A 23,269-nucleotide genomic window follows, 5' to 3' on the forward strand; every position below is an offset into this window, starting at 1 on the left:
TCACATGAGTTGAGCCATTCCGCCGGCCCCGTCTGCCGAGAGGATCGAATGAGCACGCTGGAAGCCATCACGCTGGACCAGGTGGTCGACACGAACCGGTATCCGCTGTCGGATCTCGACGGCGCCGAGGGGCGGGCGGTGGTGGCCGGGGCCCGGCGCGAGCTGTCGGACCTCGGCTGCACCGTGCTGCCGGACTTCATCCGACGGTCCCTCCGGGACGTACTCCGCGAGGAGGGCTCGTCGCTCGCCCCTCGTGCCTACCACGGCACGGAGACGGTGAACGTCTACAACATCCCCGTCGACTCCGACCTGCCCGAGGACCATCCCGGCCGGAGGACCTTCCAGCGCGGCAACGCGTTCGTCGCCAGGGATCGCATCCCCGGGGACTCCCTGATAGGCCGACTCTACTCGAACGACCGCTTCCGGGACTTCGTCGCCCGCTGCTTCGGGCTGCCCCGACTGTACGAGCTGGCCGACCCGCTCTCCGGACTCGTCCTCAACGTGGTCCCGCCGGGCATGGAGCATCCCTGGCACTTCGACACCAACGAGTTCACCGTCAGCATGCTCACCCGGGAGGCGGAGCACGGCGGCGACTTCGAGTACTGCCCCGGCATCCGGTCCGCGAGGGAGGAGAACTTCACCGCCGTACGGGATGTCCTCGACGGCCGCGGGGATCGGCTCGTCCGCCGCCTGCCCCTGCGCCCTGGCGACCTGCAGCTCTTCAAGGGCCGCTACGCACTGCACCGGGTGAGCCCCGTCGGGGGAGGGACGGCCCGCCACTCCGCGATCTTCGCCTACAGCGAGCGCCCCGGTGTGGTCGGGAGCGTCGCCCGTACCCGGCAGTTGTTCGGACGGGTGCTGCCCGAGCATCTGGAGGCCGAGGGCCGGGCCGTCCGAGGAGACCGGCTCCTGGACTAGTGCCGTGTCGGGCCGGGGCTGCCCGTGCACGAGCGGCTCTGGTCGGCGCTGGTCGGCTCAGAGCGGCGCTGCGGTGGGCGGCGTCCGGTGCGGTGCGGTGCATCGCAAGGCGCCGGATCTGCCTCGCCGTGGGCCTCCCGGTTGGTTCGGCGATGCAGCGGTTCGCCGGACCGGCCGCGCCGGGCTCCGCCACGGGGCGGACGTCGCCTGACGCGGCACGAGCGCTCCCGCCGCGGCGCGCGGTGTGCCACTGCCGGACCAGCGGTCCCGGTACCCGGGCATCTCCTGGCCCTCGCGGGGGGCTCACGGAAGCCGGTCCACGGAAGCCGGGGCACCGGCACCGGTCCCGCACCCCGCCGGGCCACGCCGTACCCGGCCGCTCACCCGCCCCACCCGGCAGGTGCACCCCACCGGACCCCCTTTACCCCGGGCGCCTCCCCACCAGCCGGATGCGCCACCCGGCCGTCTCCAGCGGCCACCCCCGCCGACCACGCCCACCGGGCGTCCCGGCCACGCACCTCCCGGCCGGCCGGCCACTCGGCGGCGACCGGTACCAGAGCACTCAGCGTCCCAGCCACTCATCGTCCCAGCCACTCAGCGACCCCACGGAGGAACAGCACCCCGTGCGATTCGACGCCACCGGAAAAGTGTCCCTCGACCACATCTACGCCCAGCCCGACCCCCGTACGTACTTCACCGTGCTCCGCCCCCTCGGCTACTGCGTGCCCCAGCAGGCCAAACCGTGGTTCGCCAAGCTGATCCAGGAGTACCGCGAGTCACGGCGGGTCACGGTGCCGCAGGTGCTGGACATCGGCTGTTCCTACGGCATCAACGCCGCCCTGGTGAAGTACGACGCGACCCTGGACGAGCTGTACGACCACTACGGTGATGCCCGGGCCGGGGCCGACAGCCGAGCGGCCCTGCTGGCCCGCGACCGGGAGCTGGCCCGCTTCCGCGGCCCGGCGCGGCCTGTCCGCTTCGTCGGCCTGGACGCCGCAGGCGGGGCGCTGGACTACGCACTCGAAGCGGGTTTCCTCGACGACGCCGTCCACGCCGACCTGGAGAACCACGACCCCTCACCCCGCCAGCGCGCCCAGCTCGCCGGCACGGACCTGGTGATCTCGACCGGCTGCCTCGGCTATGTCACCGAGCGGACTCTGACACGCGTGGTGCGGGCCCAGGCCGGACGCCTGCCGTGGATGGCGCACTTCGTGCTGCGGATGTTCCCCTTCGACCCCGTCGAACACGCCCTGGCCGGGCTCGGATACCGCACCACCCGCGTCGACGAGGTGTTCAGGCAGCGCAGATTCGCCTCCCCCGAGGAGCAGGCGCTGGTCCTCGACGGCATGGCCGCCGCGGGGGTGGATGCGCGGGGCTTCGAGGCGGAAGGCTGGCTGCACGCGCAGCTCTACGTCTCCCGGCCGTACGACACCGCAGGCACCGACGAACCGAAACGAGACCAGCAGTGAGCAATCGTCAGAACTCCACTTCCCAGGCACCGGAGCCCGGCACGGCACCCTCCACCTTCGCGTTCGAGGAGAGCCTGCCGCGTGTGCCGCTGCCCACTCCGGAGGCCAGCTGCGAGAGGTTCCTCTCCTGGTGCGCGCCGCTGCTGACCCCGGACGAGCTCGCGGAGACCGAGGCGGAGGCCGCCGCCTTCCTCCGTCCCGGCGGTCCCGGCCGGGTGCTGCACGCCGCACTCGAGGAGTACGAGGCCACCGAGGGCGTGCGGAGCTGGCTGGACGCGTTCTGGCCGTACCGCTACCTCGGCCGGCGGGACCGGATCGCGCTCAACGCCAACTTCTTCTTCCTGTTCCAGGACGGCGGCGAGGGGCAGGTGCCGCGGGCGGCCGGGCTGATCGCGGGGGCGCTGCACCACAAGGGCCTGCTCGACCGGGAGCAGCTCCCTCCGGTGATGCAGCGCGGTGTGCCGCAGTCGATGGCGCAGAACACGTTCCTCTACTCCACCACCCGGATTCCCGGTGTGCGGCAGGACACGGTGCGGGCACCCTGTCGGGCCCGCGGCTCCCAAGGCGCCCACGGCCCCTGCGGTGAGGACCTGCCAGGCCCGTCGGATGCCCGGCACATCGTGGTGTTCTTCCGCGGCAGGATGTTCCGGCTGGACGTGCTCGGCGCGGACGGCGTCCCGTACGGCCTGCGGGACCTGGAGGCCGGACTGCACGCGGTCATGAAGGCCGGTGCCGAACCCGCCGCGCCGGGCACCTCGGTGGGCCATCTCACCACCCTGGCGCGCGCGGAGTGGGCGGCCGCCCGCGAGGACCTGCTGCGGGTGGACCCCCGCAACGCCGAGTCCCTGGACATCGTCGAGACGGCGCTGTTCTGCGTCTGCCTCGAGGACTTCGCGCCCGCCGGAGTGCAGGAGGCGTGCGACGAACTGCTCTACGGCGACCGCGGGAACCGCTGGTTCGACAAGGCGGTGTCCTTCGTCGTCTTCGCGGACGGCCGGGCGGGTATCAACGTCGAGCACTGCGAACTCGACGGCACCACCATCCTCGGCTTCACCGACTTCCTTCTGGGTACCCCGGCCGAGGAGCACTCCCTCCGCTCGGGCGCCCGCTCCCGGGGCCTGCCCGCCCTGGAGCCGGTCGTCTTCGCGCTGGACGCGCGGCTCAGGGAGCGGGTGCGCGCCGCCGCCGAGTCGTTCGCCGCGTACGGCGACGCGACCGCGACCACCACGGTGACCTTCCCGGACTTCGGCAGCACCACGGCCAAGTCCCTCGGCATGTCCCCCGACGCCTTCGTCCAGTGCGCCTACCAGCTCGCCCACCAGCGCGCCAAGGGGCTTCTGGGCGCCACCTACGAATCGATCGCCACCCGTCAGTACCGAAACGGCCGCACCGAGGCCATGCGCGTCGTCACGCCGGAGATGCGGATGTTCGTGGCGGCGATGGAGGATCCCGCCACCCCGCCGGCGGGCCGCCTCGCGGCCTTCCGCGCCGCCGCCGAAGCCCATGTGGCCCGGGCGAAGGCCGCCCAGGCCGGACAGGTGCCCGAACAGCACCTGTGGGAGCTGGAACTCCTCCAGCGCCGCCGCGGGCCGGAACTGGGGGTCGCCGAGCAGCCCGCCCTCTACCGCACCCCCGGCTGGCTGAAGATGCGCGACGACTACCTCAGCACCAGTTCCGCGCCCTCCCGCCACATCCGGTTCTTCGGTTTCGGCTCCACCAGCAGCCGCTGCATCGGCGTGGCCTATGTACTGCTCCCCGAGCGCTTCAACCTCTATCTGAGCACTCCCATGCCGGTCGCGGACCGGATGCACGCCTTCGCCGACCGACTGCGCGAAGCGGTCGCGGAACTGCGGCACCTGCTGGAGTCCGGGGGCGGGGGGACCAGGGGGTAGACCCTCGGAAACGGTCCTCCGGGGGGGACGGCCCCGGAGGACCGGCGATCGAGCGGACAGGGGCCGGGGGGCAATACTGGTGGGCTCGCCTATTCAACTGTTGCCAGTTCCGCCTGGGGCCCAGCCTGCTGGTGACCGTAGGTGGTCGTCGGCGTAGCGACTCCAGTCTTCTCCGACCTCGGATGCGAGGCGGGTCGCGACGACGTCGTGGTAGCCGAGGGCGTCGACGACGACGGGGCGGGCATCTCCAGGACCCACTGTGGCGGATCGCTGCGGTCTGGGCGGCGGCTGTGGGGACGCCGAGGTCGTTGAGCCGACCGGAGAGGGCAGCCGTTCTTCACGGCGGCGTCGGCGAGGGCGAGCCAGGCCGGCATCGACGCCGCGGGCTCAACGAGTAACCCGATAACCCGATAGGTCGCGACATCTGGTTGCGGCACTAAACTGTGGTGGTGACCGGAGCCGAGCTGGAAGAGTTGATCGTTGCCGACGGCGCGGCGCTGCGCGCGTGGCTGCTGGACAACCACACTGCCTCTCCTGGCGTGTGGCTCGCCCTGACCAGGAAGGGCGGCACCGTTACCACGCTGACCTGGCAGCAGGCGGTCGACGAGGCACTGTGCTTCGGCTGGATCGACGGGCAGGCCCGCAAGCGCGACGAGGAGAGCTCCTGGCGGCGGTACACCCCGCGCCGGCCCCGCAGCGTCTGGTCCCGGCGCAACGTCGCCAACGTGGCCCGGTTGGAGGCGGCCGGCCTGATGCAGCCCGCCGGCCGCGCCGCGGTCGACGCCGCGAAGGCCGACGGGCGGTGGACGGCCGCTTATGCGCCCTCATCGGAAGTGGAGGTGCCGGCCGACCTGCGCGTCGCGATCGCCGCCGACCCAGCGGCGCAGGCGATGTTCGAGGTACTCACCAAGACCAACCGCTTCGCCCTCATCAGCCGGGTCAATGCCGTCAAGCGGGTCGAGACGCGAACCCGGAAGATCGCCGAGTGCGTGGCGATGCTGGTCCGGCACGAGACGATTTACCCGCAGAGAGCCAGGCCGGCGGACCCGTCGGCGTAACGCGCCGCCCAACGACGTCGACGACCACAAGAGCGTCCTGGCCTCGGCGTTTCGGCAGCTCCCGCTGCCGCTGTGGTCGAAGCTGCTGGTGCGGATCGACGGCGCGGCCTTCAGCCACGAGGTCCTCGAACATCTCCAGAGTCTGACCACCAGCCGGCGCCGGGTCCGCTGGCCGATCACCTGGTGCTCACCGGCGACATCACCGCCGGTCACCAACCGGCCCAGGTTCTCGACCTGCTGACCAGCCTCGGCGACCGCGTCATCTGGATCAGCGGCAACGCCGACCGCGAACCCCTCGAATACCGCCGGGGGCAACGCGACACGATCCCCGACCCGATCGCCCCCTGGGCAGCCGAACATCGGTCCCCATCCACGACAGCGGGCAGCCGAACACCGATGACACGATCAACGACGCCTACCAGTCTCAGCCCCGGGCCCGACGACCGGGCCCGGGTGGGTGGCAGGGCCAGACGCGTTGCGGGGTGCGGCACGTGGGCGAGTACTCCGGTCACCGGGTCCGGCGCGTCGCAGGGCGTGATACGTGGCCGGGTCCGGCGCGTCGCAGGGCGTGATACGTGGCCGGGTCCGGCGCATGGCCCGGCACCTGACGCGGCCGTCTCAGAGGGCGGCGAAGCAGGCGGCCGCACCGTCGGCGGCGCTTTCGACGAGGGCGATGCCCGCCGCCCGGGTGGGCTGGCCGTCGCTGAGCACGGCGATGAGCAGGCGGCGGCCGTCCCGCTCCACGAGTCCGACGCTGTTGACCACCCACAGGCCGGTGTCGCTCCGGGGAAGCCAGCCGTTCTTCAGCAGCGCGGACCGGGCGTCGCCGGCCGCGGACACCCCCCAGTCCTGGTCTGCAGACACCGCGCCCATCAGCTCCCGGACGTAGTCCCGCGAGGTGTCGGACAGGGCGGAGTCCGCGTCGAACAGCGCGCTGAGCAGACGCAGCTGGTCGGCGGGGGTGGTCTCGGTGAGCCCCCACAGGCCCTCCTGCCCCGGGACGGTCTCCCGCAGCCCGAGCCGGCGGTTCGCCTCGGCCAGGCCGTCGGACCCGCCTATCACCTCCCACAGCGCGGTCGTCGCGGCGTTGTCGCTGCTGCGGATCATCGCCGCGGCCCACTGCCGCTCCTGCTCCGTCAGCGGGCGCTGGGCGTCCTGGGCCTGAAGGAGCAGTGCGGCGAGGACATCGGCCTTGACGATGCTCGCGGTGACATAGGCCTCTCCCTCACCCGTGGTGGCGCTCTGCCCGGTGTCCATGTCCATCAGGGCCACCGACACGCGCCCGGGGCTCTCCGCCCGCACCGCCTCGATCGCCGCGTCGAGCTCCTCGTCCAGGGACGGCCCCGAGGAGGTGGCAGGGGGTGGGGTGGGGGTATGCACCGCGCCGGCCGGCGCGGTGTGAGTGCCGCCCACCGCCCCGTCCTCCGGCCACGCCGGGAAGGCGAGCACGGCCGCTCCGATCGGGACGAGGAGCAGCGCGGTCAGGGCCGCGACGGCGGATATCCGGGCGCCGGGACGCGTGGGGGTTCGATGCCGACTCATGGCCGCGGAAGGTATCCGGCCCGCCTGGGGATTCACTGTGAGCGGGGTCTTCGCCTTCGGCGCTGCTGCGGCCTGTGAGTACCGGGGTCCGGTCCCGTCCAGGGCGTGCAGGGTGCACGAGGGCGCCGGCTGAGGGCCCGGGGCAGGAGGCAGCAGGGTGCACAGGGCCGGGGCGTCGGAACGGGGGCGCGTTCCGGTGGCCGGTGGCGACGCGGCGGTCTGGCCGGTCGCCGGGCCGGGGTTCCGGCTGGGCGGCTTCCCGGTGGACCTCGCCGGGGTTCCCCCGTGGGGCCCCGCGGGTCGCCGGGGAATCGACAGCGGTGAGCGGCCGCGGCGTGCGAGCGATGCCGCCCGGTCCGCCCGGTCCGCCCGGTTCAGGCGGACCGCCCGGTTCAGGCGTTCCGCACGGTCCGCGCGTTTCCCTGTCCACCGCACCGACACGACCGTGGGCCGTGCCCTCTCGGCGGAGAAGGCACGGCCCACGGCCCGCGTACGGCCCGGATCACGTCTCACACGCTCTGGCCGGGTGTCTTCTAGATGTCGAAGTACAGCTCGAACTCGTGCGGGTGCGGGCGCAGTTGGATCGGGGCGATCTCGTTCGTCCGCTTGTAGTCGATCCAGGTCTCGATCAGGTCGGCCGTGAAGACGCCGCCGGCCTGGAGGTACTCGTTGTCCGCCTCGAGGGCGTCGAGGACCGCCGGGAGGGAGGTCGGGACCTGCGGGACGCCCGCGTGCTCCTCGGGGGCGAGTTCGTAGAGGTCCTTGTCGATCGGCTCGGCCGGCTCGATCTTGTTCTTGACGCCGTCGAGGCCGGCGAGCAGCAGTGCCGAGAAGGCCAGGTACGGGTTCGAGGACGGGTCCGGCGCGCGGAATTCGACGCGCTTGGCCTTCGGGTTGGAGCCCGTGATCGGGATGCGCATCGCGGCCGAGCGGTTGCGCTGCGAGTACACGAGGTTCACCGGTGCCTCGAAGCCCGGCACCAGGCGGTGGTAGGAGTTGACCGTCGGGTTGGTGAAGGCCAGCAGCGACGGGGCGTGCTTCAGGATGCCGCCGATGTAGTAGCGGGCGGTGTCGGAGAGGCCCGCGTACCCCTGCTCGTCGTAGAAGAGCGGGGAGCCGCCCTGCCACAGCGACTGGTGGACGTGCATGCCGGAGCCGTTGTCACCGAAGATCGGCTTGGGCATGAAGGTCGCGGTCTTGCCGTTGCGCCAGGCGACGTTCTTCACGATGTACTTGAAGAGCATCAGGTCGTCGGCCGCGGCGAGCAGTGTGTTGAACGTGTAGTTGATCTCGGCCTGGCCGGCGGTGCCGACCTCGTGGTGCTGGCGCTCGACCTGCAGGCCGGCCCTCTCCAGCTCCAGGGAGATCTCGGAGCGCAGGTCGGCGAAGTGGTCGACCGGCGGGGCCGGGAAGTAGCCGCCCTTGTAGCGGACCTTGTAGCCGCGGTTGTCCTCGACGGCCCCGGTGTTCCAGGCGCCGGCCTCGGAGTCGATGTGGTAGAAGCCCTCGTTCGCTGAGGTGGCGAAGCGCACCGAGTCGAAGACGTAGAACTCTGCCTCGGGGCCGAAGTACGCGGTGTCCGCGATGCCGGTGGAGGCCAGGTAGGCCTCGGCCTTCTTGGCGATGTTCCGCGGGTCGCGGCTGTACTGCTCGCCCGTGATCGGGTCGTGGATGAAGAAGTTGATGTTGAGGGTCTTGTCGCGGCGGAACGGGTCCAGCCGCGCCGTGGACAGGTCCGCCCGCAGCGCCATGTCGGACTCGTGGATCGCCTGGAAGCCGCGGATCGACGAGCCGTCGAAGGCAAGCTCATCGGACGGGTCGAACGCCGTGGCCGGGATGGTGAAGTGCTGCATCACGCCCGGAAGGTCGCAGAACCGGACGTCGACCATTTTCACGTCGTTGTCCGCGATGAACTTCTTGGCGTCGTCGGCGTTCTGGAACATCCAACTCCTCCTCCTCCCGTCCCGGGGAGGGGCGGGGTTGTCACTCGGTCGTGGCCAGTGCGGTGGCACACGCAGGACACGACACTAGGCAGCCGGGATTTCTCCAGCATGACTCATTTGTTTCGCGGAAGTTAACCGGACCGCCGGGGCTCCGCGCCGTGACACGCCTCGCAGGGCCTCCCGCCTGCCCCTCCCGGACCCGCCCCGGACCCCTCCCGGACCCGCCCAGGCGGTGGCCGCAAGGCCCGCGGGCACGCTCCGTTCCCGCCCTGACGGGCACCCGGGAGGGGGTGGCCGAAAGCGTGCACAGTACCGTGGACGGGTGGACAACAGGCAAGCGATCGGATCGTGGCTCTCCGGGCCCCGCGCTGCGGCCGAGGACATGGGCGCCGACTTCGGCTACCGGGGCGAGCGGCTCGGACTGCCGCAGCAGGGGCCGGGCTCCCTCGCCCCGCTCGGGCGGCGTTTCGGAGCGCTCTTCATCGACTGGGGTCTGTGCGTGCTCGTCGCATACGGCCTCATCACCGGACGCGACTGGTCCGCGGCGGGCAATCCCGCGCTGCTGGTCTTCCTGGTCTTGAACGTGCTGACCGTCGGTACCGTCGGCAGCACTCCCGGCAAGCGGCTCCTCGGGCTGCGGGTCGTCGGCGAGGACGGCGGGCGGCTCGGTCCCGGCCGGGTCCTCGTCCGCAGCGTGCTGCTCTGCCTGGCGATCCCGGCGCTGGTCTGGGACCGCGATGGCCGCGGTCTGCACGACCGGCTCGCCCGCGCGGTCCAGGTGCGCGCCTGAGGATCCCGCCGCGCGCGGCAGAAGCCCCGCCGCCGCCCCCCCGTGAGCGCTTCGGTGACCGCCGGGTGAGAGCCCGAGGCGGGGACCCGGGCGCGGGTATGGGGCAAGCGGGGCCGCCGTAAGGGTGGGTACGCCGGGTCCCGAGCCGTACCGCGCCCGCCCGCGAGGCTTCTCCCGTCTCCTCCTCGCTGCCGCCGGGCATGCGATCCTGCGGCAGCGAGACGCGTAAGCGTGATTCCGCACGGCGCATAGAGGAGGGTGCCCCGGCCGGGGCACCCTCCTCTATGCGTGTCGTCCTCACGTGTCGTCCTCACGTGCCGTCCGCGGGCAGGGAACGGGGTCAGCGCATCTTTCCGCCGCGCGGCATCCGCATGCCTTTCGGCAACGGGCCCTTCGGCAGTGGCATATTGCCCATCAGGTCGCCCATGGCGCGCAGGCGGTCGTTCGTCTGCGTCACCTGCGAGCCGGTCAGCACCCGGGGCAGCTTGGTCATCGTCGTGCGCAGCTTCTTCAGCGGCACCTGGCCCTCGTCGTTGCCGACGATGATGTCGTGCACCGGTGCGTCCACGGCCACCCGGGCCATCTTCCTCTTCTCGGCCGCCAGCAGGGTCTTGACCCGGTTCGGGTTGCCCTCCGCGACCAGCACGATGCCGGCGCGGCCGACGGCCCGGTGGACGACGTCCTGGCTGCGGTTCATCGCGATCGCGGGGGTCGTGGTCCAGCCCCGGCCCACGTTCTGCAGTACGGCGGCCGCCGCTCCCGGCTGTCCCTCCATCTGCCCGAAGGCGGCACGCTCGGCCCGGCGCCCGAAGACGATCGCCATCGCGAGGAAGGCCAGCAGGAAGCCCAGGATGCCCAGGTAGATCGGATGCCCGATCAGAAAGCCGATGGCGAGGAAGACACCGAAGGTGACGGCTCCCACACCGGCGACGACGAGCCCGACCCTGGGGTCGACCCGCCGGGTCATCTTGTAGGTAAGGGCGATCTGCTTCAGTCGCCCGGGGTTCGCAGAGTTCTCTGCCGTGTCCTTCCGCGCCATGTCCTGAAGTTTACGTGCCCCAGGAAGAGCGAGTCGCCACGGCCTCCAGGACGTGCTGCGCCGCCACCCGGTCCCTGGCGCGGCGCCGGTCCTCGAGGACCGCGGTCCAGGCGTTGCGGCGGGCGGTGCGCTGGCCGCCGTCCAGGAGTGCGGACTCGAGGGCGAGGAGCGCCTGGGTGAGAGTCGGGAGGGCGTTGGCGCGTACGGAGGTCGCGGCCTGCATGGCGGAGGTCTCCCTCTGGGGCGGGTGGTGGTCGGCGGGAGCGTGCGTGCTCTGCGTGGAACCAGAGTCACTGACTGGTGTTACCAGGGCGTGACTCGCTGGTCAAACGCTGATGAAACCTTTCGCCAAACCGCGGGGCGCGAGCGGTGGCCCGCCTGCCGCCCTTGACCTGCGGGGGTGCTGCGGGCTGCGGGAAGCCGCCCTCTACTCATCGGTAGCTTCTTGTGCGTGAATTCACACGTTGGGCGCGGCTCCGGCGCCCGCCCGGCAGGGCGTACCCGGCTCGGAGCTCACACGCCCGGCAGCAGACCGCCGGCAGTAGACCGCCCGGGGGTGCACCGCCCGGCAGTGGACGCACCCGGGGGGGTACACGGCGCGCGTGCCGGATCGCGCGCGTGCCGGATCGCGCGCGTGCCGGATCGCGCCCGTAGCGACGGCCGCGGACTCAGCCGGCCTGGGCGGCCGCGGTCTGCCCGCCCTGCTGCCCGGCGGCGGACCGCCGCTGGTCCATGGCCTGCTGGAACAGGCGTCCGGCCCGGTACGAGGACCGCACCAGCGGCCCCGACATCACACCGGAGAAGCCGATCTCCTCCGCCTCCTCCTTCAGCTCCACGAACTCCCCCGGCTTCACCCAGCGCTCGACGGGGTGGTGCCGCACGGAAGGCCGCAGGTACTGGGTGATGGTGATCAGTTCGCAGCCCGCGTCGTGCAGATGCCGCAGGGCCTCGCCGACCTCCTCGCGGGTCTCGCCCATGCCGAGGATCAGGTTCGACTTGGTGACCAGGCCGGCCGCGCGGGCCTCGGTGATCACCTTCAGGGAGCGCTCGTAGCGGAAGCCGGGGCGGATGCGCTTGAAGATGCGCGGCACCGTCTCCACGTTGTGCGCCAGCACTTCGGGGCGGGCGGAGAAGACCTCGGCCAGCTGGTCCGGCTCGGCGTTGAAATCCGGGATCAGCAGCTCGACCTTGGTCCGGCCGGCCTCGCGGCCCGCCGTCTGCGCGTGGATCTGGCGCACCGTCTCCGCGTACAGCCAGGCGCCGCCGTCCTCCAGGTCGTCGCGGGCGACACCGGTGATCGTGGCGTAGTTCAGGTCCATCGTGACGACCGACTCGCCGACGCGGCGCGGCTCGTCGCGGTCGAGCGCCTGCGGCCTGCCCGTGTCGATCTGGCAGAAGTCGCAGCGCCGGGTGCACTGGTCACCGCCGATGAGGAAGGTGGCCTCGCGGTCCTCCCAGCACTCGAAGATGTTCGGGCAGCCGGCCTCCTGGCACACCGTGTGCAGGCCCTCGCTCTTGACGAGCTTCTGCAGCTGGTTGTACTCGGGACCCATCTTCGCCCGGGTCTTGATCCACTCGGGCTTGCGCTCGATGGGGGTCTGGCTGTTCCGGACCTCCAGGCGCAGCATCCTGCGTCCGTCGGGTGCTACAGCGGACACGACCGGCTCCCTCACTTCGATTCCTCGGCGGACCCCAGGGTACGCCCGTTGATACTGATGCCCTCACCCCTGGTCAACCTCTGGCCAGAGGCGGGCATTCCTCAGGCTGCCGGGGCGGACCCGGCCACCGGATCCCCGGTGGGCGCGGCGGACCCGGGCCCGGCCGCGCCCGTCACCGTCCGGGGCCTCGGGTCTGCGTTCTCCAGCACCTCCCGCAGGTGCTTCTCGACGACCGGCAGGACCTCGGCGATCGTCAGGTCGCGGCCCAGCTCGCCGGCGAGCGAGGCCACGCCCGCGTCCCGGATGCCGCAGGGCACGATCCGGTCGAACCAGGTGTTGTCCGGGTTCACGTTCAGGGCGAAGCCGTGCATGGTCACACCCTTGGCCACGCGGATGCCGATGGCGGCGAGCTTGCGGTCCTCGCGCCGCTGCCCGGCGTTGGACGGGGCGTAGTCCGGGCCGCTGAGGCGGGGATCGAACTCCTCGTCGTGCAGCCTCGGGTCGAAGTCCAGCGACAGCCCTCCCGCCGACGGGCGCCGCTCGACCGCGTCGCCCAGCACCCAGACCCCGCTCCGGCCCTCCACGCGGGTGGTCTCCACGCCGAAGTCCGCACAGGTCCGGATCAGTGCCTCCTCCAGGCGCCGCACATGGGCGACCACGTCCACCGGCCGGGGCAGCTGCATGATCGGATAGCCGACGAGCTGCCCGGGGCCGTGCCAGGTGATCTTCCCGCCGCGGTCGACGTCGATGACGGGGGTGCCGTCCAGCGGCCGCTCGCCGTCCTCCGTGCGCCGTCCGGCCGTGTAGACCGGCGGGTGCTCCAGCAGCAGGCAGGTGTCGGGGATCTCGCCGGCGAACCGGGCCGCGTGCACGCGGCGCTGCTCGTCCCAGGCCGCCTGGTACTCGACGGCGTCGTCACCGAAGCCCAGACGGACAAATCGCAGCTCGCTCACCGCAGTGCCTCCTCAAGCGTTCACGGTGCACCCAACGCGCCCCGGCCACTGTACGACGCGTATCGCGCCCGTCAGCCCCGCCCCTAATCCTCACACGATCGGATGAATGCGGGACGAAGGCGGCGGTAGCGCCGGTGCGGACCGCTAAATTCGCGCCGTTCCTCCCCCCGGTGCTTCTCCCGCAGCTCCGAGCCCTGGCGAGCCCCGGGGGGACCCCAGGCTGCGAGGGCCGCACCCGGGCCCGGAAGGCAGGAGACCGCACAGCTGATGACGGACCGACCCCCGCAGCGCACCCCGAACCGCCAGCTCGCCGCCCTCATCGCCGAAGCCGGCTTCTCCAACGCGGGACTGGCCCGCAGGGTGGACCAGCTCGGCCTGGAGCACGGCCTCGACCTGCGGTACGACAAGACCTCGGTGACGCGCTGGCTGCGCGGGCAGCAGCCGCGCGGCACCACGCCCGCCCTGATCGCCGAGGTCTTCACACGGCGGCTCGGCCGGCGCCTCTCCGCCCAGGACCTGGGCCTGGACGCCTGCGCACCGGTGTACGCCGGGCTGGAGTTCGCGGCCACCCCCGAGGAGGCCGTGGACATCGTCGGCGGGCTCTGGCGCAAGGACTCCGGCAGCCACGCCGAGCTGCGGAAGATCGCGTTCACTCCGGCCGGTCTCGTCGTGCCGAGCCGCGACTGGCTGATCGGCCGCGCCGACGAGCGGGTCGGCCGTGGGGAGCCCGACCAGAACGGCGCACGGGCAGGAGTGCCGGGAGGGGGCGCCCGCGGCCCGGTGCCCCGGCAGCGCGGCACCGACCGGGGCCCGGGCCAGCGGGTCGGCCCGGGCGACATCGCGGCGCTGCGGTCGGTGGGCGACCTCTTCCGCACCCTCGACCACGCCTACGGCGGCGGGCACGCCCGCCAGGCGCTCGTCCGCTACCTGGAGCACGAGGCCGAGCCGATGCTGCGGGGGTCGTACGGGGAGAGCACCGGACGCCGGCTGTTCGGGGCCGTGGCGGACCTCACCAGGCTCGCCGGCTGGACGTCGTTCGACATCGCCGCCCACGGCCTCGCCCAGCGGTACTTCGTCCAGGCGCTGCGGCTGGCCCAGACCGCAGGCGACCGGGCCTACGGGGCGTACGTCCTGGTGACGATGGCGCGCCAGGCCGTGTACCTCGGGCACGGGCGGGAGGCCGTCCAGCTCACCCGGGTCGCCCAGCAGGGCGTCGGCCCCTCCGCCCCGCCCGCCGTCCAGGCCCTCTTGCACGCGGTCGAGGCCCGCGGCCACGGGGTGCTCGGGGAGGTCCGCTCCTGCACGGCCTCGCTGGTCCGGGCCGAGCGCACGCTGGGCGTCGCGCGGCCAGGGGACGAGGTGCCGGCCTGGGCGACGTTCTTCGACGAGGCCCAACTGGCCGACGAGTTCGGGCACTGCCACCGTGATCTGCAGCAGTACCGCGCCGCCGTGCAGCACGCCGAGCGCTCCCTCCAGCTGCGCGCTCCCGGCTTCGCGCGCAGCCGGCTCTTCTGCCGTGTCGTCCTCGCCACCTCCCGGCTCGGCCTCGGAGAGCTGGACCAGGCGTGCGCCCTGGGGGCGGAGGCGGCGCAGCAGGCGTCGGAGATGCGGTCGGCGCGGGCCATCGAGTATGTGCGGGACTTCGAGCGGCGGCTGGAGCCCTACCGTGACGCGGCCGCGGTGCGCACCTACCGGGACCGCGTCGCGGCGATCGGCTGACGGTCCGCCGGTCCGCCGGTCCGCCAGTCCGTGGGTCCGCCGGTCGGCCGGTCGGCCGGTCCATGGGTCCGTGGGTCCGCCGGTCGGCTGACGGCCTTGGACGGTCGGGCACCGGGGCCTGGACCCGGTCTGGTGGTCTGGTGGTACGGCAGCGCGGCCCGGCCGGTGGCGGGCGGCCGGCGTCGGCCGGCGTCGGCCGGGTCGTGGCGGCGGGGGCGTGGTGCCGGGCGTGGTACCGGAGGCGTGGTGGCCGGGCCGCCGTGGTCAGGCCGCTGCGGGACTGAGCAGCGCGGGCGCGAGTTCCGGCTGGATGCCGAAGTCGCGCAGGATCGCGTGGGCCGCCCGGCGCGCCGAGTGAAGCGCGCCCTGGACGGTGCTCGTGTCCCGGTGGCCGCCGCAGACGTAGAGGCCGCAGAGCAGCCGTACCGGGCGGCGCAGGTCGTGCGGTGCGGGCATCGCCGGGACGGCCTCCGGGTCGTGGTGCGCCTCCAGCAGTTCCCAGTCGGCGGTGGACGTCCCGTACAGCGCGGCCAGCTGGGCCCGGACCTGTTCGTCGAGTCCGGCGGGCGGGCTGCCCGGCACCGCGGAGGTGACGAGGACCCTGCCCCGGGGCGCACGGGACGGATCCACCTCGCTCATCACCGCCGTGTGCACCACCGGGCCGGCAGCGTCCGCGTCGAGCATCAGGGCCGGCTCGGTCAGCGGCGGCGCCGGGGCGGTGTGGTGCAGGACCGTGAGGGGGTGGAAGTCCGGCACCCGCAGACCGGGGAGCAACTCCGCCGCGGCCCTGGCCCCCGTCGCCACGAGCAGGGCCCGGCAGCCGAAGGTGCCGTGCTCCTCGGTGGTGACCGAGGAGATGGAAGCCTCGGTCACCCGCGCACCGGTGAGCAGGGTGCCCGGCGGCAGCGCGTCCGCGAGCGCTTCCGGAAGCCTGTCGGCGCCGCCCGTCGGCACGCAGAGCCGGCCGCGTGCGAAGCCGCGCAGTACGAGGTCCGCGCAGCGGCTGGAGGCGACCAGGTCGGCATCGTTCAGCAGGGCGGTCAGCAGCGGCCGGAGGAAGGTGTGCACCGTGCGCGGCGGCAGGCCGCGGCTGAACAGTGCCTCATGCACCGGCAGTTCGGGACGCGTCAGCAGGCGCCGGGTCGGTGTGGCGGCGATCCGTGCGAGTGCCGCCGCCAGCCGGGCCTGGTCGAGGGCCCCGCCGAGGGGGGTTCGGGGGGCGCTTGCCAAGGCGCGCGCTGCGGTCAGTGCGCCCCTCGCGCGCCCAGTGCTCCCACCGCCGCCCCCGCGCGTCCCGAGGACGTCTCCGGCGCGGTGGTGCCGGCCCTCGCTGTGCACGAGCACACCGGGTGAGAACCGGCTCAGCTGGAGGCCGGCCAGGGCCGGGGAACGGCGGAGCTCCGGGTAGGAGGTGTTGAGCAACTGGACCGTCCGGTCGAGCCGGAACCCGTCCAGGTCGCCGGTGGCCGTGCGGCCCCCCGCGCGCGGTTCTGCCTCGAGTACGGTGACCGTGACTCCCGCACTGGTCAGCCGATGTGCCGCCGCGAGTCCGGCGATACCGGCTCCGACGATGACGACGTCCGCGTGGCGTGCGCTGCTGAGCACGTGCCCCTCCCCGAGGTCGGCGCGGCTGTTGTGGGGTCCTCATGCCCCCAACCGGCTTGCTGAATGCCGAAGTTCGGAACGAGGGTAGAAACCCGGCCGCGGGAATCCACGTGCGCGCGGTGGGCGCCCGGGAGCACGGTGCCGCCCGGCCGTGCGACCGGCTTCGGACCGGAGCACGCGCCGGGGCGCGTGGAGCTGCCCTGTCCGTGCGCCGACACCATGCGCCGACCCCGTGCGCCGACCCCGTGCGCCGACCCCGTGCGCCGACCCCGTGCACCGGCGTTGCTCCTGCGCCGACGCTCCGCGGATCCCGCCGCCTGGTCCCCGCACCACCCGGCGGGACGCCATCGCGGGCCGAGGTCCGCCCGGATGGCCGGACGCCTCCGGTCACCGGGCCCGCCCGGGGGCGGAGCGCTTCGGCCGGCCGGTCCCGTCTGCGTGGTGTCAGTCGAGCGCCGCGCGGATCGCCTCGTCGATGGACGGATGGGAGAAGACGAAGCCGGAGTCGAGGAGCTTCCGCGGTACGACCCGCTGGCTGCTGAGCACGTCCTCCGCGAACTCGCCGAGAAACACCCGCAGCGCCGCCGGTGGCACCGTGAACAGGGTCGGACGGTTGAGCACCCGTCCCATCGCGGCCGTCACCTCGCGTTGGGTGAGCGGCTCCGGGGCCGTCAGGTTGACCGGGCCCGACAGGGTGCCCGTGTCCACGATATGGCGGAGCGCCGCGATCTCGTCCTGGAGCGAGATAAAGCTCCAGAACTGGCGTCCGCTGCCCAGCCGCCCGCCCAGGCCCGCCCGGAAGAGCGGGAAGAGCCGGCCCCAGGCACCCCCCTCGCGCGCCACCACCAGCCCGGTGCGGGCGAACGCGACCCGGGCGCCGGCCTCCTCGGCCGGCGTCGCCGCGGCCTCCCACTCCTCGCAGACCCGCGGGAGGAAACCCTCACCCGGTGGGGCGCTCTCGTCGACCACGCGGTCGCCCGTGTCGCCGTAGTACCCGATCGCCGAACCGCACACCAGCACGCGCGGCGGCTCCTCCAGCGACGCCACCGCCTCCGCGATCGCGGCCGTGCCCAGCACCCGGCTGTCCCGGATCTTCCTCTTGTACTCCGCGTTCCACCGCCGATCGCCCACCCCGGCGCCCGCGAGATGGACCACGGCCTCACAGCCGGCGAGGCCCGCCGCGTCCACGAACTGCCGCGCGGGATCCCACCGGACCTCGTCGGCGGCGCGTGGCGGCCGCCGCACGAGCCGTACCACCTCGTGTGCTCCGCCCGCATTTTCGCCCCGCAGGGACCGCACCAGCGCGGAACCGATCAGACCGCTCGCACCCGTCACAGCAATACGCATGCGTCACATCCTGCCTCCATCAGCCCCCGGCCGGGGGGGCGCCCCGCCTGAGCGGGGTGGGCAAGGGCGAGGAACCGAGGGGACGCCCGCTCACCGGGTAGCCTCCGGCGCGGGGGCCAACGGGCGCAACCCCCCGGACAGTTCCCGCAGACACCGCAGCGCCGGCCCCACGGGCGAGCCGGCGCCGGTGCCGGCGCCCGCCGCCCCGCCGCCCCGGTCAGCCTCATCGGTCCCTCGGACGTCTTCGCCGCCGTTGCGGGTGGCCCCCTCCGGCGAGTCCGGCGGCGCGTCGGTCGTGGCCCATACCTCCAGCCCGATCCGCAGTGCGTCCATGGCGACCGCCGCGGCGAGCCGCAGCTCCAGCGGGTCGGCGCCGGGCCCGGCCAGCCGTGCGAACACCGGGGCCAGCCGTTCCTCCGACTCCTGGTTCACCCGGTACCAGACCGCCCGGAGCGCCGGATCCCGCAGGGCCGCGCGCAGCAGCGCCCGGGTACGGCGCAGCCCCTCGGCCGTCCCGCCCACCGGCACCGCGAGCGCTTCGGCCAGCGTCCGCTCCAGCGCCTCGGGCAGCGGGGTGTCCGGGCCGGTGTTCGCGAGCAGCGCTCGCCAGCGCTCGGCTCCCACGGCCAGCAGCGGGCCGACGGCGTCGTGCTTGTTGCGGAAGTACCGGTAGAACGTGCGCAGGGCCACCCCCGCGCGGTCGGCGATCTCCTCGGCCGACGTGGCGTCCGGGCCGCGCTCGGTGAAGAGCTCCGCGGCGGCTCGGGCGATCTCGAGCCGGGTCGCGGCCTTGCGGCGCTCGGTCAGCGGCCGGCGCGGGGACGGCGGCGTGGTGCTCACCGGACGAGGGTACGCCCGTCGGGGGCCGGCGCCGGCGTCCGTCAGGACCGGACACGTCCCCCGCCTGTCCGGAGATCCGTCGGTCCGGAGAACCGCCTCGCGCCGGGCGGGCCACGGGCGGGGAAGTCCTAGGAACCGAAGCGCTCCCAGAGCGCCGGGAACCGCTCCGCGAGCGCACGGTCGCTCTCCAGGTCCAACGGTGCGCCGTCCGGCTCCGGGGGCTGCGCCGCGATCCCCGGATCGGGTGCGGCCGTTCCGGTGAGCTGCTCGTACGCCTCGTCCGCCGCGTACCCCAGCTCCTCACCGTCCCCGTCGACGTCCTCGTCGAAGTCGTCCAGCAGTTCGGCGAGGGAGTCCGGGTCGTGCACCGCGCCTTCGAAGACCTCCCGGCCCTGGCCGATCAGCCAGCAGCGGAAGTAGTCGAACGCGTCGTCGCTGGCCCCACCCAGCAGCACGGCGGCCGCACCCCACAGATCCCAGCGGTACGCGCGGTGGTAGCGGGCTTCGAAGTGCCGCGCGAAGTCCAGCACGGAGTCGGGGTCGAGTCGCAGCAGCCGTTCGACGAGCAGGTCGGCGTGGTCCTCGGGGTCGCCCTCGGCCGCCGCGCGCGTGCTGTCGATGATCTCCCAGAACTCCGTCTCGTCCATCACGGGACAAGCATCAGGGCTCGCGCGGGGCCACGCACGTGGAGCGGCCGGGAATCCCCCGCGGAAACGGTTCTCCCGCGGATGGATCCCGCGCGGACGGACTCCTCGGGCGGATCCCGTGGCCGGCGCGGGGACGCCCCCCGCTGCGAACCCCCCGAACCCCGCGGGCCGAGGGGACCGCAGGGGCCGCAGGAACCGCGGGGGCGTCCGGCGGTGCGCTCGGCTCAGAAGCCGTAGCGCTCGCGGGCCTCCTTGACCGCGGAGGCCGGCACCTCGCCGCGGCGGGCGAGCTGAGCCAGTGCCGCGACCACGACCGACTGCGCGTCGACGCCGAAGTGGCGGCGGGCCGCCTCACGGGTGTCCGACAGGCCGAAGCCGTCCGCGCCCAGTGACGACCAGTCCTGCTCCACCCACTGGGCGATCTGGTCCGGCACCTGCCGCATGTAGTCGCTCACCGCGAGCACCGGACCCTCGGCGCCCTCCAGGGCCCGGCGCACATACGGGACGCGGGACTCGCCGCGCAGCATCGCCTCGTCCGCCTCCAGCGCGTCGCGCCGCAGCTCGGTCCAGGAGGTCGCCGACCACACGTCCGCCGTGACGCCCCACTCGGCGGCCAGCAGACGCTGCGCCTCCAGCGCCCAGTGGATCGCCGTGCCCGAGGCGAGCAGTTGGATGCGCGGGTCGTCCGCCGCGCCCTCGCCCTCCTTGAAGCGGTACAGGCCGCGGACGATGCCCTCGTCCACGCCCTCCGGCTTCGCGGGCTGCGGCATCGGCTCGTTGTAGACCGTCAGGTAGTAGAAGACGTCCGGGTCCTCGTCCGGGCGGGCCTCGCCGAACATGCGGCGCAGACCGTCCTTGACGATGGCCGCGACCTCGTAGGCGAACGCCGGGTCGTAGCTGAGCGCCGCCGGGTTCGTCGCCGCGATCACCGGCGAGTGGCCGTCCGCGTGCTGCAGGCCCTCGCCGGTCAGGGTGGTGCGGCCGGCCGTGGCGCCGACGAGGAAGCCCCTGCCGAGCTGGTCGGCGAGCTGCCACATCTGGTCGGCGGTGCGCTGCCAGCCGAACATCGAGTAGAAGATGTAGAAGGGGATCATCGTCTCGCCGTGGGTGGCGTACGACGATGCGGCGGCGATGAAGTCCGCCATCGAGCCGGCCTCGGTGATGCCCTCGTTGAGGATCTGGCCGTTCTCCGCCTCGCGGTAGTACATCAGCTGGTCGCGGTCGACCGGCTCGTACGTCTGGCCCTTCGGCGAGTAGATGCCGAGCGAGGGGAACAGCGACTCCATACCGAAGGTGCGGGCCTCGTCGGGGACGATCGGCACCCAGCGCCTGCCGGTCTCCTTGTCGCGGATCAGGTCCTTGACCAGGCGGACGAAGGCCATGGTCGTCGCCACGGACTGATTGCCGGAGCCCTTGTCGAAGGCGGTGAACGCCTTCTCGGCGGGCGCGGGCAGCGGGGCGACCGGGTGGACGCGGCGGGCCGGGGCCGGGCCGCCGAGGGCCGCGCGGCGCTCCTTCAGATAGCGGACCTCGGGGGAGTCGGCGCCGGGGTGGCCGTAGGGCACCTGTCCGTCGGCGAAGTCGCCGTCCCGGATCGGCAGGTCGAGCAGGTCCCGCATCGCCCTGAACTCGTCCACCGTCAGCTTCTTCATCTGGTGGTTGGCGTTCTTGGACGCGAAGCCCTCGCCGAGCGTGTGGCCCTTGACGGTCTGGGCCAGGATCACCGTCGGCGCGCCCTTGAACTCCACGGCGGCCTTGTAGGCGGCGTACACCTTGCGCGGCTCATGACCGCCGCGCGACAGGTGGAAGCACTCGAGGATTTTGTCGTCGCTCAGCAGCCCCGCCATCTCGGCGAGTGCGGGGTCCTTGCCGAAGAAGTCCTCGCGGATGTAGGCGGCGTCACGGGTCTGGTACGTCTGGACCTGCGCGTCCGGGACCTCGCGCAGCCGGCGGACCAGGGCGCCTGTGGTGTCGAGCCGGAAGAGCTCGTCCCAGGCGTTGCCCCAGAGGGTCTTCACGACGTTCCAGCCGGCGCCGCGGAACTGGGCCTCCAGCTCCTGCACGATCTTGAAGTTGGCGCGGACCGGGCCGTCGAGTCGCTGCAGGTTGCAGTTGATGACGAAGGTCAGGTTGTCCAGGCCCTCGCGAGCGGCGAGCGCGAGTGCCGCGGTCGACTCGGGCTCGTCCATCTCGCCGTCGCCGAGGAACGCCCAGACGTGCGAAGCGGAGACGTCCTTGATGCGGCGGCTGGTCAGATAGCGGTTGAAGCGCGCCTGGTAGATCGCCGAGAGTGGGCCGAGACCCATGGAGACCGTCGGGAACTCCCACAGCCAGGGCAGCCGGCGCGGGTGCGGGTAGGACGGGAGGCCGCGGCCGCCGGCCTCCTGCCGGAAGTTGTCCAGGTGTGCCTCGGTGAGGCGGCCGTCGAGGAAGGCCCGGGCGTAGATGCCGGGGGAGGCGTGGCCCTGGATGTACAGCTGGTCGCCGGAGTCGCCGGCCTCGGAGGTGCCCCCGCCCTCCTTCCCCCGGAAGAAGTGGTTGAAGCCGGTCTCGTAGAGCCAGGCGGCGGAGGCGAAGGTGGCGATGTGCCCGCCGACGCCGTGCCGGGAGCCTCGGGTGACCATGGCCGCTGCGTTCCACCGGTTCCAGGCGGTGATCCGGCGCTCCATCTCCTCGTCACCTGCCGGAAGCGGCTCGGCGTCGGTCGGGATGGTGTTGACGTGGTCCGTTTCCAGGAGCTTGGGCAGATCGAGCCCGTCCACACCCTCGGCGTGCTGGAGGGTGCGGCGCATCAGGTACGCGGCGCGATGCGGGCCGGCGGCCCTGGTGACGGCGTCGAGGGAGGCCGCCCATTCGGCGGTCTCCTCGGTGTCACGGTCCGGGAGCTGGTCGAGCTCGCTCGGAAGCATGGCTACGGGGTCGGTCATGACACCGCCTTCCGGAGAGGGAGGAGGGGTGGAGAGGTGGAGGGGGCCTTGTCTGGCAGGACGGGGCCGGGCGGACCGGTGAGTCCGTGGTGAACTGTAAGCCTCCGATCGATGATCGATCAAAGCGTTCGGGAGGAAACTTCTTCACTTGGAGAAAGTCGGCACAGGGTGCCGCGAAACGGGGCACCCGGTGCCGGTGTCATCACTGGTGTGAGCTGTGGAGGGTCCTGGTGGGATCCCTGATTCAGGCGCGGGGCGCGCAGCCCAGGACGTGGGCCTTGACGAGGGCGCCGATCCGCGGATCACGGCGGCGGAACGCCTCCACCAGATCCTCGTGCTCCTCGGCGTAGGATTTCTGCTTCGTCCCCAGCCACCGGATGGACAGCGCGGTGAAGACCTCGATCCCCAGGCCCTCCCAGGTATGCAGCAGCACTCCGTTGCCCGCCGCCCTGACCAGCTCCCGGTGGAACGCCACCGTGTGCCGCACCTGAGCCGTCCCGTCCGCGGTGCGGTCCGCCTCGTACAGCGCCGCGACGTGCGGTTCCAGCGCCGAGCAGTCGGCGGCCAGCCTCTCCGCGGCCAGCTCGGCGGCGATCTGCTCCAGCCCGGCCCGGACCGGGTAGCTCTCCTCCAGGTCCGCCGCGGTGAGGTTGCGCACCCGGACGCCCTTGTTGGGTGCCGACTCGATCAGCCGGAGGGACTCCAGCTCGCGCAGGGCCTCCCGTACGGGCGTCTGGCTCACGGCCAGCTCCGTGGCGATGCGGCGCTCCACGATCCGCTCGCCGGGCTTCCAGCGGCCGCTGACGATGCCCTCCACGATGTGCTCGCGGATCTGGTCGCGCAGCGAGTGGACGACGGGCATGGTCATGGACCGCTCCTTCAATGAAGAGAAGACCCCTCGACAATACGGCGGCGGCCGTAC

Annotated in this window: 18 protein-coding genes and 1 pseudogene; 7 read left to right on the plus strand and 12 right to left on the minus strand. The window is 72.8% G+C overall.

Going from position 1 to position 23,269, the window contains the following annotated elements; translation table 11 throughout:
- Nucleotides 1-48: 48 nt before the first annotated feature.
- The 5 genes and pseudogenes from SCWH03_RS05715 to SCWH03_RS28805 form a co-directional block, all read left to right on the plus strand.
- Nucleotides 49-918 (plus strand): HalD/BesD family halogenase, encoded by an 870-nt coding sequence (locus SCWH03_RS05715; protein ID WP_173262848.1) that lies wholly within the window; start codon nucleotides 49-51, stop codon nucleotides 916-918.
- 623 nt (nucleotides 919-1,541) lie between these two features.
- Entirely contained in the window at nucleotides 1,542-2,387 is an 846-nt protein-coding gene (locus tag SCWH03_RS05720) for a class I SAM-dependent methyltransferase (RefSeq protein WP_173262851.1), read from the plus strand.
- Nucleotides 2,384-4,279 carry a choline/carnitine O-acyltransferase gene (locus SCWH03_RS05725; protein ID WP_173262853.1) on the plus strand — a complete coding sequence of 632 codons (1,896 nt, stop codon included), beginning with the start codon at nucleotides 2,384-2,386 and terminating at the stop codon, nucleotides 4,277-4,279. Before SCWH03_RS05720 ends, SCWH03_RS05725 begins: the two co-directional genes overlap by 4 nt.
- Before the next feature lie 449 nt (nucleotides 4,280-4,728).
- On the plus strand, nucleotides 4,729-5,337 hold the full coding sequence (locus SCWH03_RS05730) for a YdeI/OmpD-associated family protein (protein ID WP_173262856.1): 609 nt from the start codon (nucleotides 4,729-4,731) through the stop codon (nucleotides 5,335-5,337).
- A 171-nt stretch (nucleotides 5,338-5,508) separates the two neighbouring features.
- Nucleotides 5,509-5,694, plus strand: a pseudogene (locus tag SCWH03_RS28805) (metallophosphoesterase); the annotation flags it as partial.
- 261 nt (nucleotides 5,695-5,955) lie between these two features.
- Here the strand turns inward: SCWH03_RS28805 and SCWH03_RS05735 are convergent.
- Nucleotides 5,956-6,879: a serine hydrolase gene (locus tag SCWH03_RS05735; protein ID WP_173262859.1), complete on the minus strand. Its 924-nt coding sequence runs from the start codon at nucleotides 6,877-6,879 to the stop codon at nucleotides 5,956-5,958.
- Nucleotides 6,880-7,412: 533 nt separating this feature from the next.
- Nucleotides 7,413-8,822 carry a type I glutamate--ammonia ligase gene (glnA, locus tag SCWH03_RS05740; RefSeq protein ID WP_173262861.1) on the minus strand — a complete coding sequence of 470 codons (1,410 nt, stop codon included), beginning with the start codon at nucleotides 8,820-8,822 and terminating at the stop codon, nucleotides 7,413-7,415.
- A gap of 322 nt (nucleotides 8,823-9,144) precedes the next feature.
- On the opposite strand from glnA, the gene SCWH03_RS05745 reads away from it, so the two are divergent.
- Nucleotides 9,145-9,612 carry an RDD family protein gene (locus SCWH03_RS05745; protein WP_173262864.1) on the plus strand — a complete coding sequence of 156 codons (468 nt, stop codon included), beginning with the start codon at nucleotides 9,145-9,147 and terminating at the stop codon, nucleotides 9,610-9,612.
- A 340-nt stretch (nucleotides 9,613-9,952) separates the two neighbouring features.
- Here SCWH03_RS05745 and SCWH03_RS05750 read toward each other — a convergent pair whose 3' ends face one another.
- From SCWH03_RS05750 to lipB, 4 genes are all read right to left on the minus strand, one after another.
- Nucleotides 9,953-10,651, minus strand: a complete 699-nt coding sequence (locus tag SCWH03_RS05750; protein WP_173262867.1) for a DUF4191 domain-containing protein — start codon at nucleotides 10,649-10,651, stop codon at nucleotides 9,953-9,955.
- 10 nt (nucleotides 10,652-10,661) lie between these two features.
- On the minus strand, nucleotides 10,662-10,874 hold the full coding sequence (locus SCWH03_RS05755) for an SCO2195 family GlnR-regulated protein (protein ID WP_173262870.1): 213 nt from the start codon (nucleotides 10,872-10,874) through the stop codon (nucleotides 10,662-10,664).
- Nucleotides 10,875-11,319: 445 nt separating this feature from the next.
- Nucleotides 11,320-12,309 (minus strand): lipoyl synthase, encoded by a 990-nt coding sequence (gene lipA / locus SCWH03_RS05760; RefSeq protein WP_173262873.1) that lies wholly within the window; start codon nucleotides 12,307-12,309, stop codon nucleotides 11,320-11,322.
- Between the two features lie 101 nt (nucleotides 12,310-12,410).
- The gene (gene lipB, locus SCWH03_RS05765) at nucleotides 12,411-13,262 is read right to left on the minus strand and encodes a lipoyl(octanoyl) transferase LipB (RefSeq protein ID WP_254076585.1); all 852 of its coding nucleotides are present in this window, start codon (nucleotides 13,260-13,262) and stop codon (nucleotides 12,411-12,413) included.
- Nucleotides 13,263-13,529: 267 nt separating this feature from the next.
- Between lipB and SCWH03_RS05770 the strand changes: the two genes are divergently transcribed.
- Nucleotides 13,530-14,981, plus strand: coding sequence for an NsdA family TPR-like regulatory protein (locus SCWH03_RS05770; RefSeq protein WP_173262875.1), 1,452 nt, complete (start codon nucleotides 13,530-13,532; stop codon nucleotides 14,979-14,981).
- Between the two features lie 264 nt (nucleotides 14,982-15,245).
- Here SCWH03_RS05770 and SCWH03_RS05775 read toward each other — a convergent pair whose 3' ends face one another.
- The 6 genes from SCWH03_RS05775 to SCWH03_RS05800 form a co-directional block, all read right to left on the minus strand.
- On the minus strand, nucleotides 15,246-16,586 hold the full coding sequence (locus tag SCWH03_RS05775) for an NAD(P)/FAD-dependent oxidoreductase (protein WP_173262878.1): 1,341 nt from the start codon (nucleotides 16,584-16,586) through the stop codon (nucleotides 15,246-15,248).
- 444 nt (nucleotides 16,587-17,030) lie between these two features.
- The gene (locus SCWH03_RS05780; protein WP_173262881.1) at nucleotides 17,031-17,933 is read right to left on the minus strand and encodes a TIGR01777 family oxidoreductase; all 903 of its coding nucleotides are present in this window, start codon (nucleotides 17,931-17,933) and stop codon (nucleotides 17,031-17,033) included.
- A gap of 90 nt (nucleotides 17,934-18,023) precedes the next feature.
- The gene (locus tag SCWH03_RS05785; protein ID WP_173262884.1) at nucleotides 18,024-18,773 is read right to left on the minus strand and encodes a TetR family transcriptional regulator; all 750 of its coding nucleotides are present in this window, start codon (nucleotides 18,771-18,773) and stop codon (nucleotides 18,024-18,026) included.
- Between the two features lie 128 nt (nucleotides 18,774-18,901).
- Nucleotides 18,902-19,420, minus strand: coding sequence for a DUF4240 domain-containing protein (locus SCWH03_RS05790; RefSeq protein ID WP_173263352.1), 519 nt, complete (start codon nucleotides 19,418-19,420; stop codon nucleotides 18,902-18,904).
- A 224-nt stretch (nucleotides 19,421-19,644) separates the two neighbouring features.
- The gene (aceE, locus tag SCWH03_RS05795; protein WP_173262886.1) at nucleotides 19,645-22,347 is read right to left on the minus strand and encodes a pyruvate dehydrogenase (acetyl-transferring), homodimeric type; all 2,703 of its coding nucleotides are present in this window, start codon (nucleotides 22,345-22,347) and stop codon (nucleotides 19,645-19,647) included.
- A gap of 244 nt (nucleotides 22,348-22,591) precedes the next feature.
- Nucleotides 22,592-23,215 (minus strand): GntR family transcriptional regulator, encoded by a 624-nt coding sequence (locus SCWH03_RS05800; protein WP_173262889.1) that lies wholly within the window; start codon nucleotides 23,213-23,215, stop codon nucleotides 22,592-22,594.
- Between the last annotated feature and the right edge of the window lie 54 nt (nucleotides 23,216-23,269).

Source organism: Streptomyces pacificus, from assembly GCF_011766325.1.
Classification (GTDB): Bacteria; Actinomycetota; Actinomycetes; order Streptomycetales; family Streptomycetaceae; genus Streptomyces; species Streptomyces pacificus.

Excerpts from the sequence above, each read along its gene's own strand:
- SCWH03_RS05735 (WP_173262859.1), bottom strand. The coding sequence starts at position 6,879 with ATGAGTCGGCATCGAACCCCCACGCGTCCCGGCGCCCGGATATCCGCC.
- SCWH03_RS05770 (WP_173262875.1), top strand. The coding sequence starts at position 13,530 with ATGACGGACCGACCCCCGCAGCGCACCCCGAACCGCCAGCTCGCCGCC.
- glnA (WP_173262861.1), bottom strand. The coding sequence starts at position 8,822 with ATGTTCCAGAACGCCGACGACGCCAAGAAGTTCATCGCGGACAACGAC.
- SCWH03_RS05790 (WP_173263352.1), bottom strand. The coding sequence starts at position 19,420 with ATGGACGAGACGGAGTTCTGGGAGATCATCGACAGCACGCGCGCGGCG.
- SCWH03_RS05800 (WP_173262889.1), bottom strand. The coding sequence starts at position 23,215 with ATGACCATGCCCGTCGTCCACTCGCTGCGCGACCAGATCCGCGAGCAC.
- SCWH03_RS05715 (WP_173262848.1), top strand. The coding sequence starts at position 49 with ATGAGCACGCTGGAAGCCATCACGCTGGACCAGGTGGTCGACACGAAC.
- SCWH03_RS05755 (WP_173262870.1), bottom strand. The coding sequence starts at position 10,874 with ATGCAGGCCGCGACCTCCGTACGCGCCAACGCCCTCCCGACTCTCACC.
- aceE (WP_173262886.1), bottom strand. The coding sequence starts at position 22,347 with ATGACCGACCCCGTAGCCATGCTTCCGAGCGAGCTCGACCAGCTCCCG.
- SCWH03_RS05750 (WP_173262867.1), bottom strand. The coding sequence starts at position 10,651 with ATGGCGCGGAAGGACACGGCAGAGAACTCTGCGAACCCCGGGCGACTG.
- SCWH03_RS05780 (WP_173262881.1), bottom strand. The coding sequence starts at position 17,933 with ATGCGTATTGCTGTGACGGGTGCGAGCGGTCTGATCGGTTCCGCGCTG.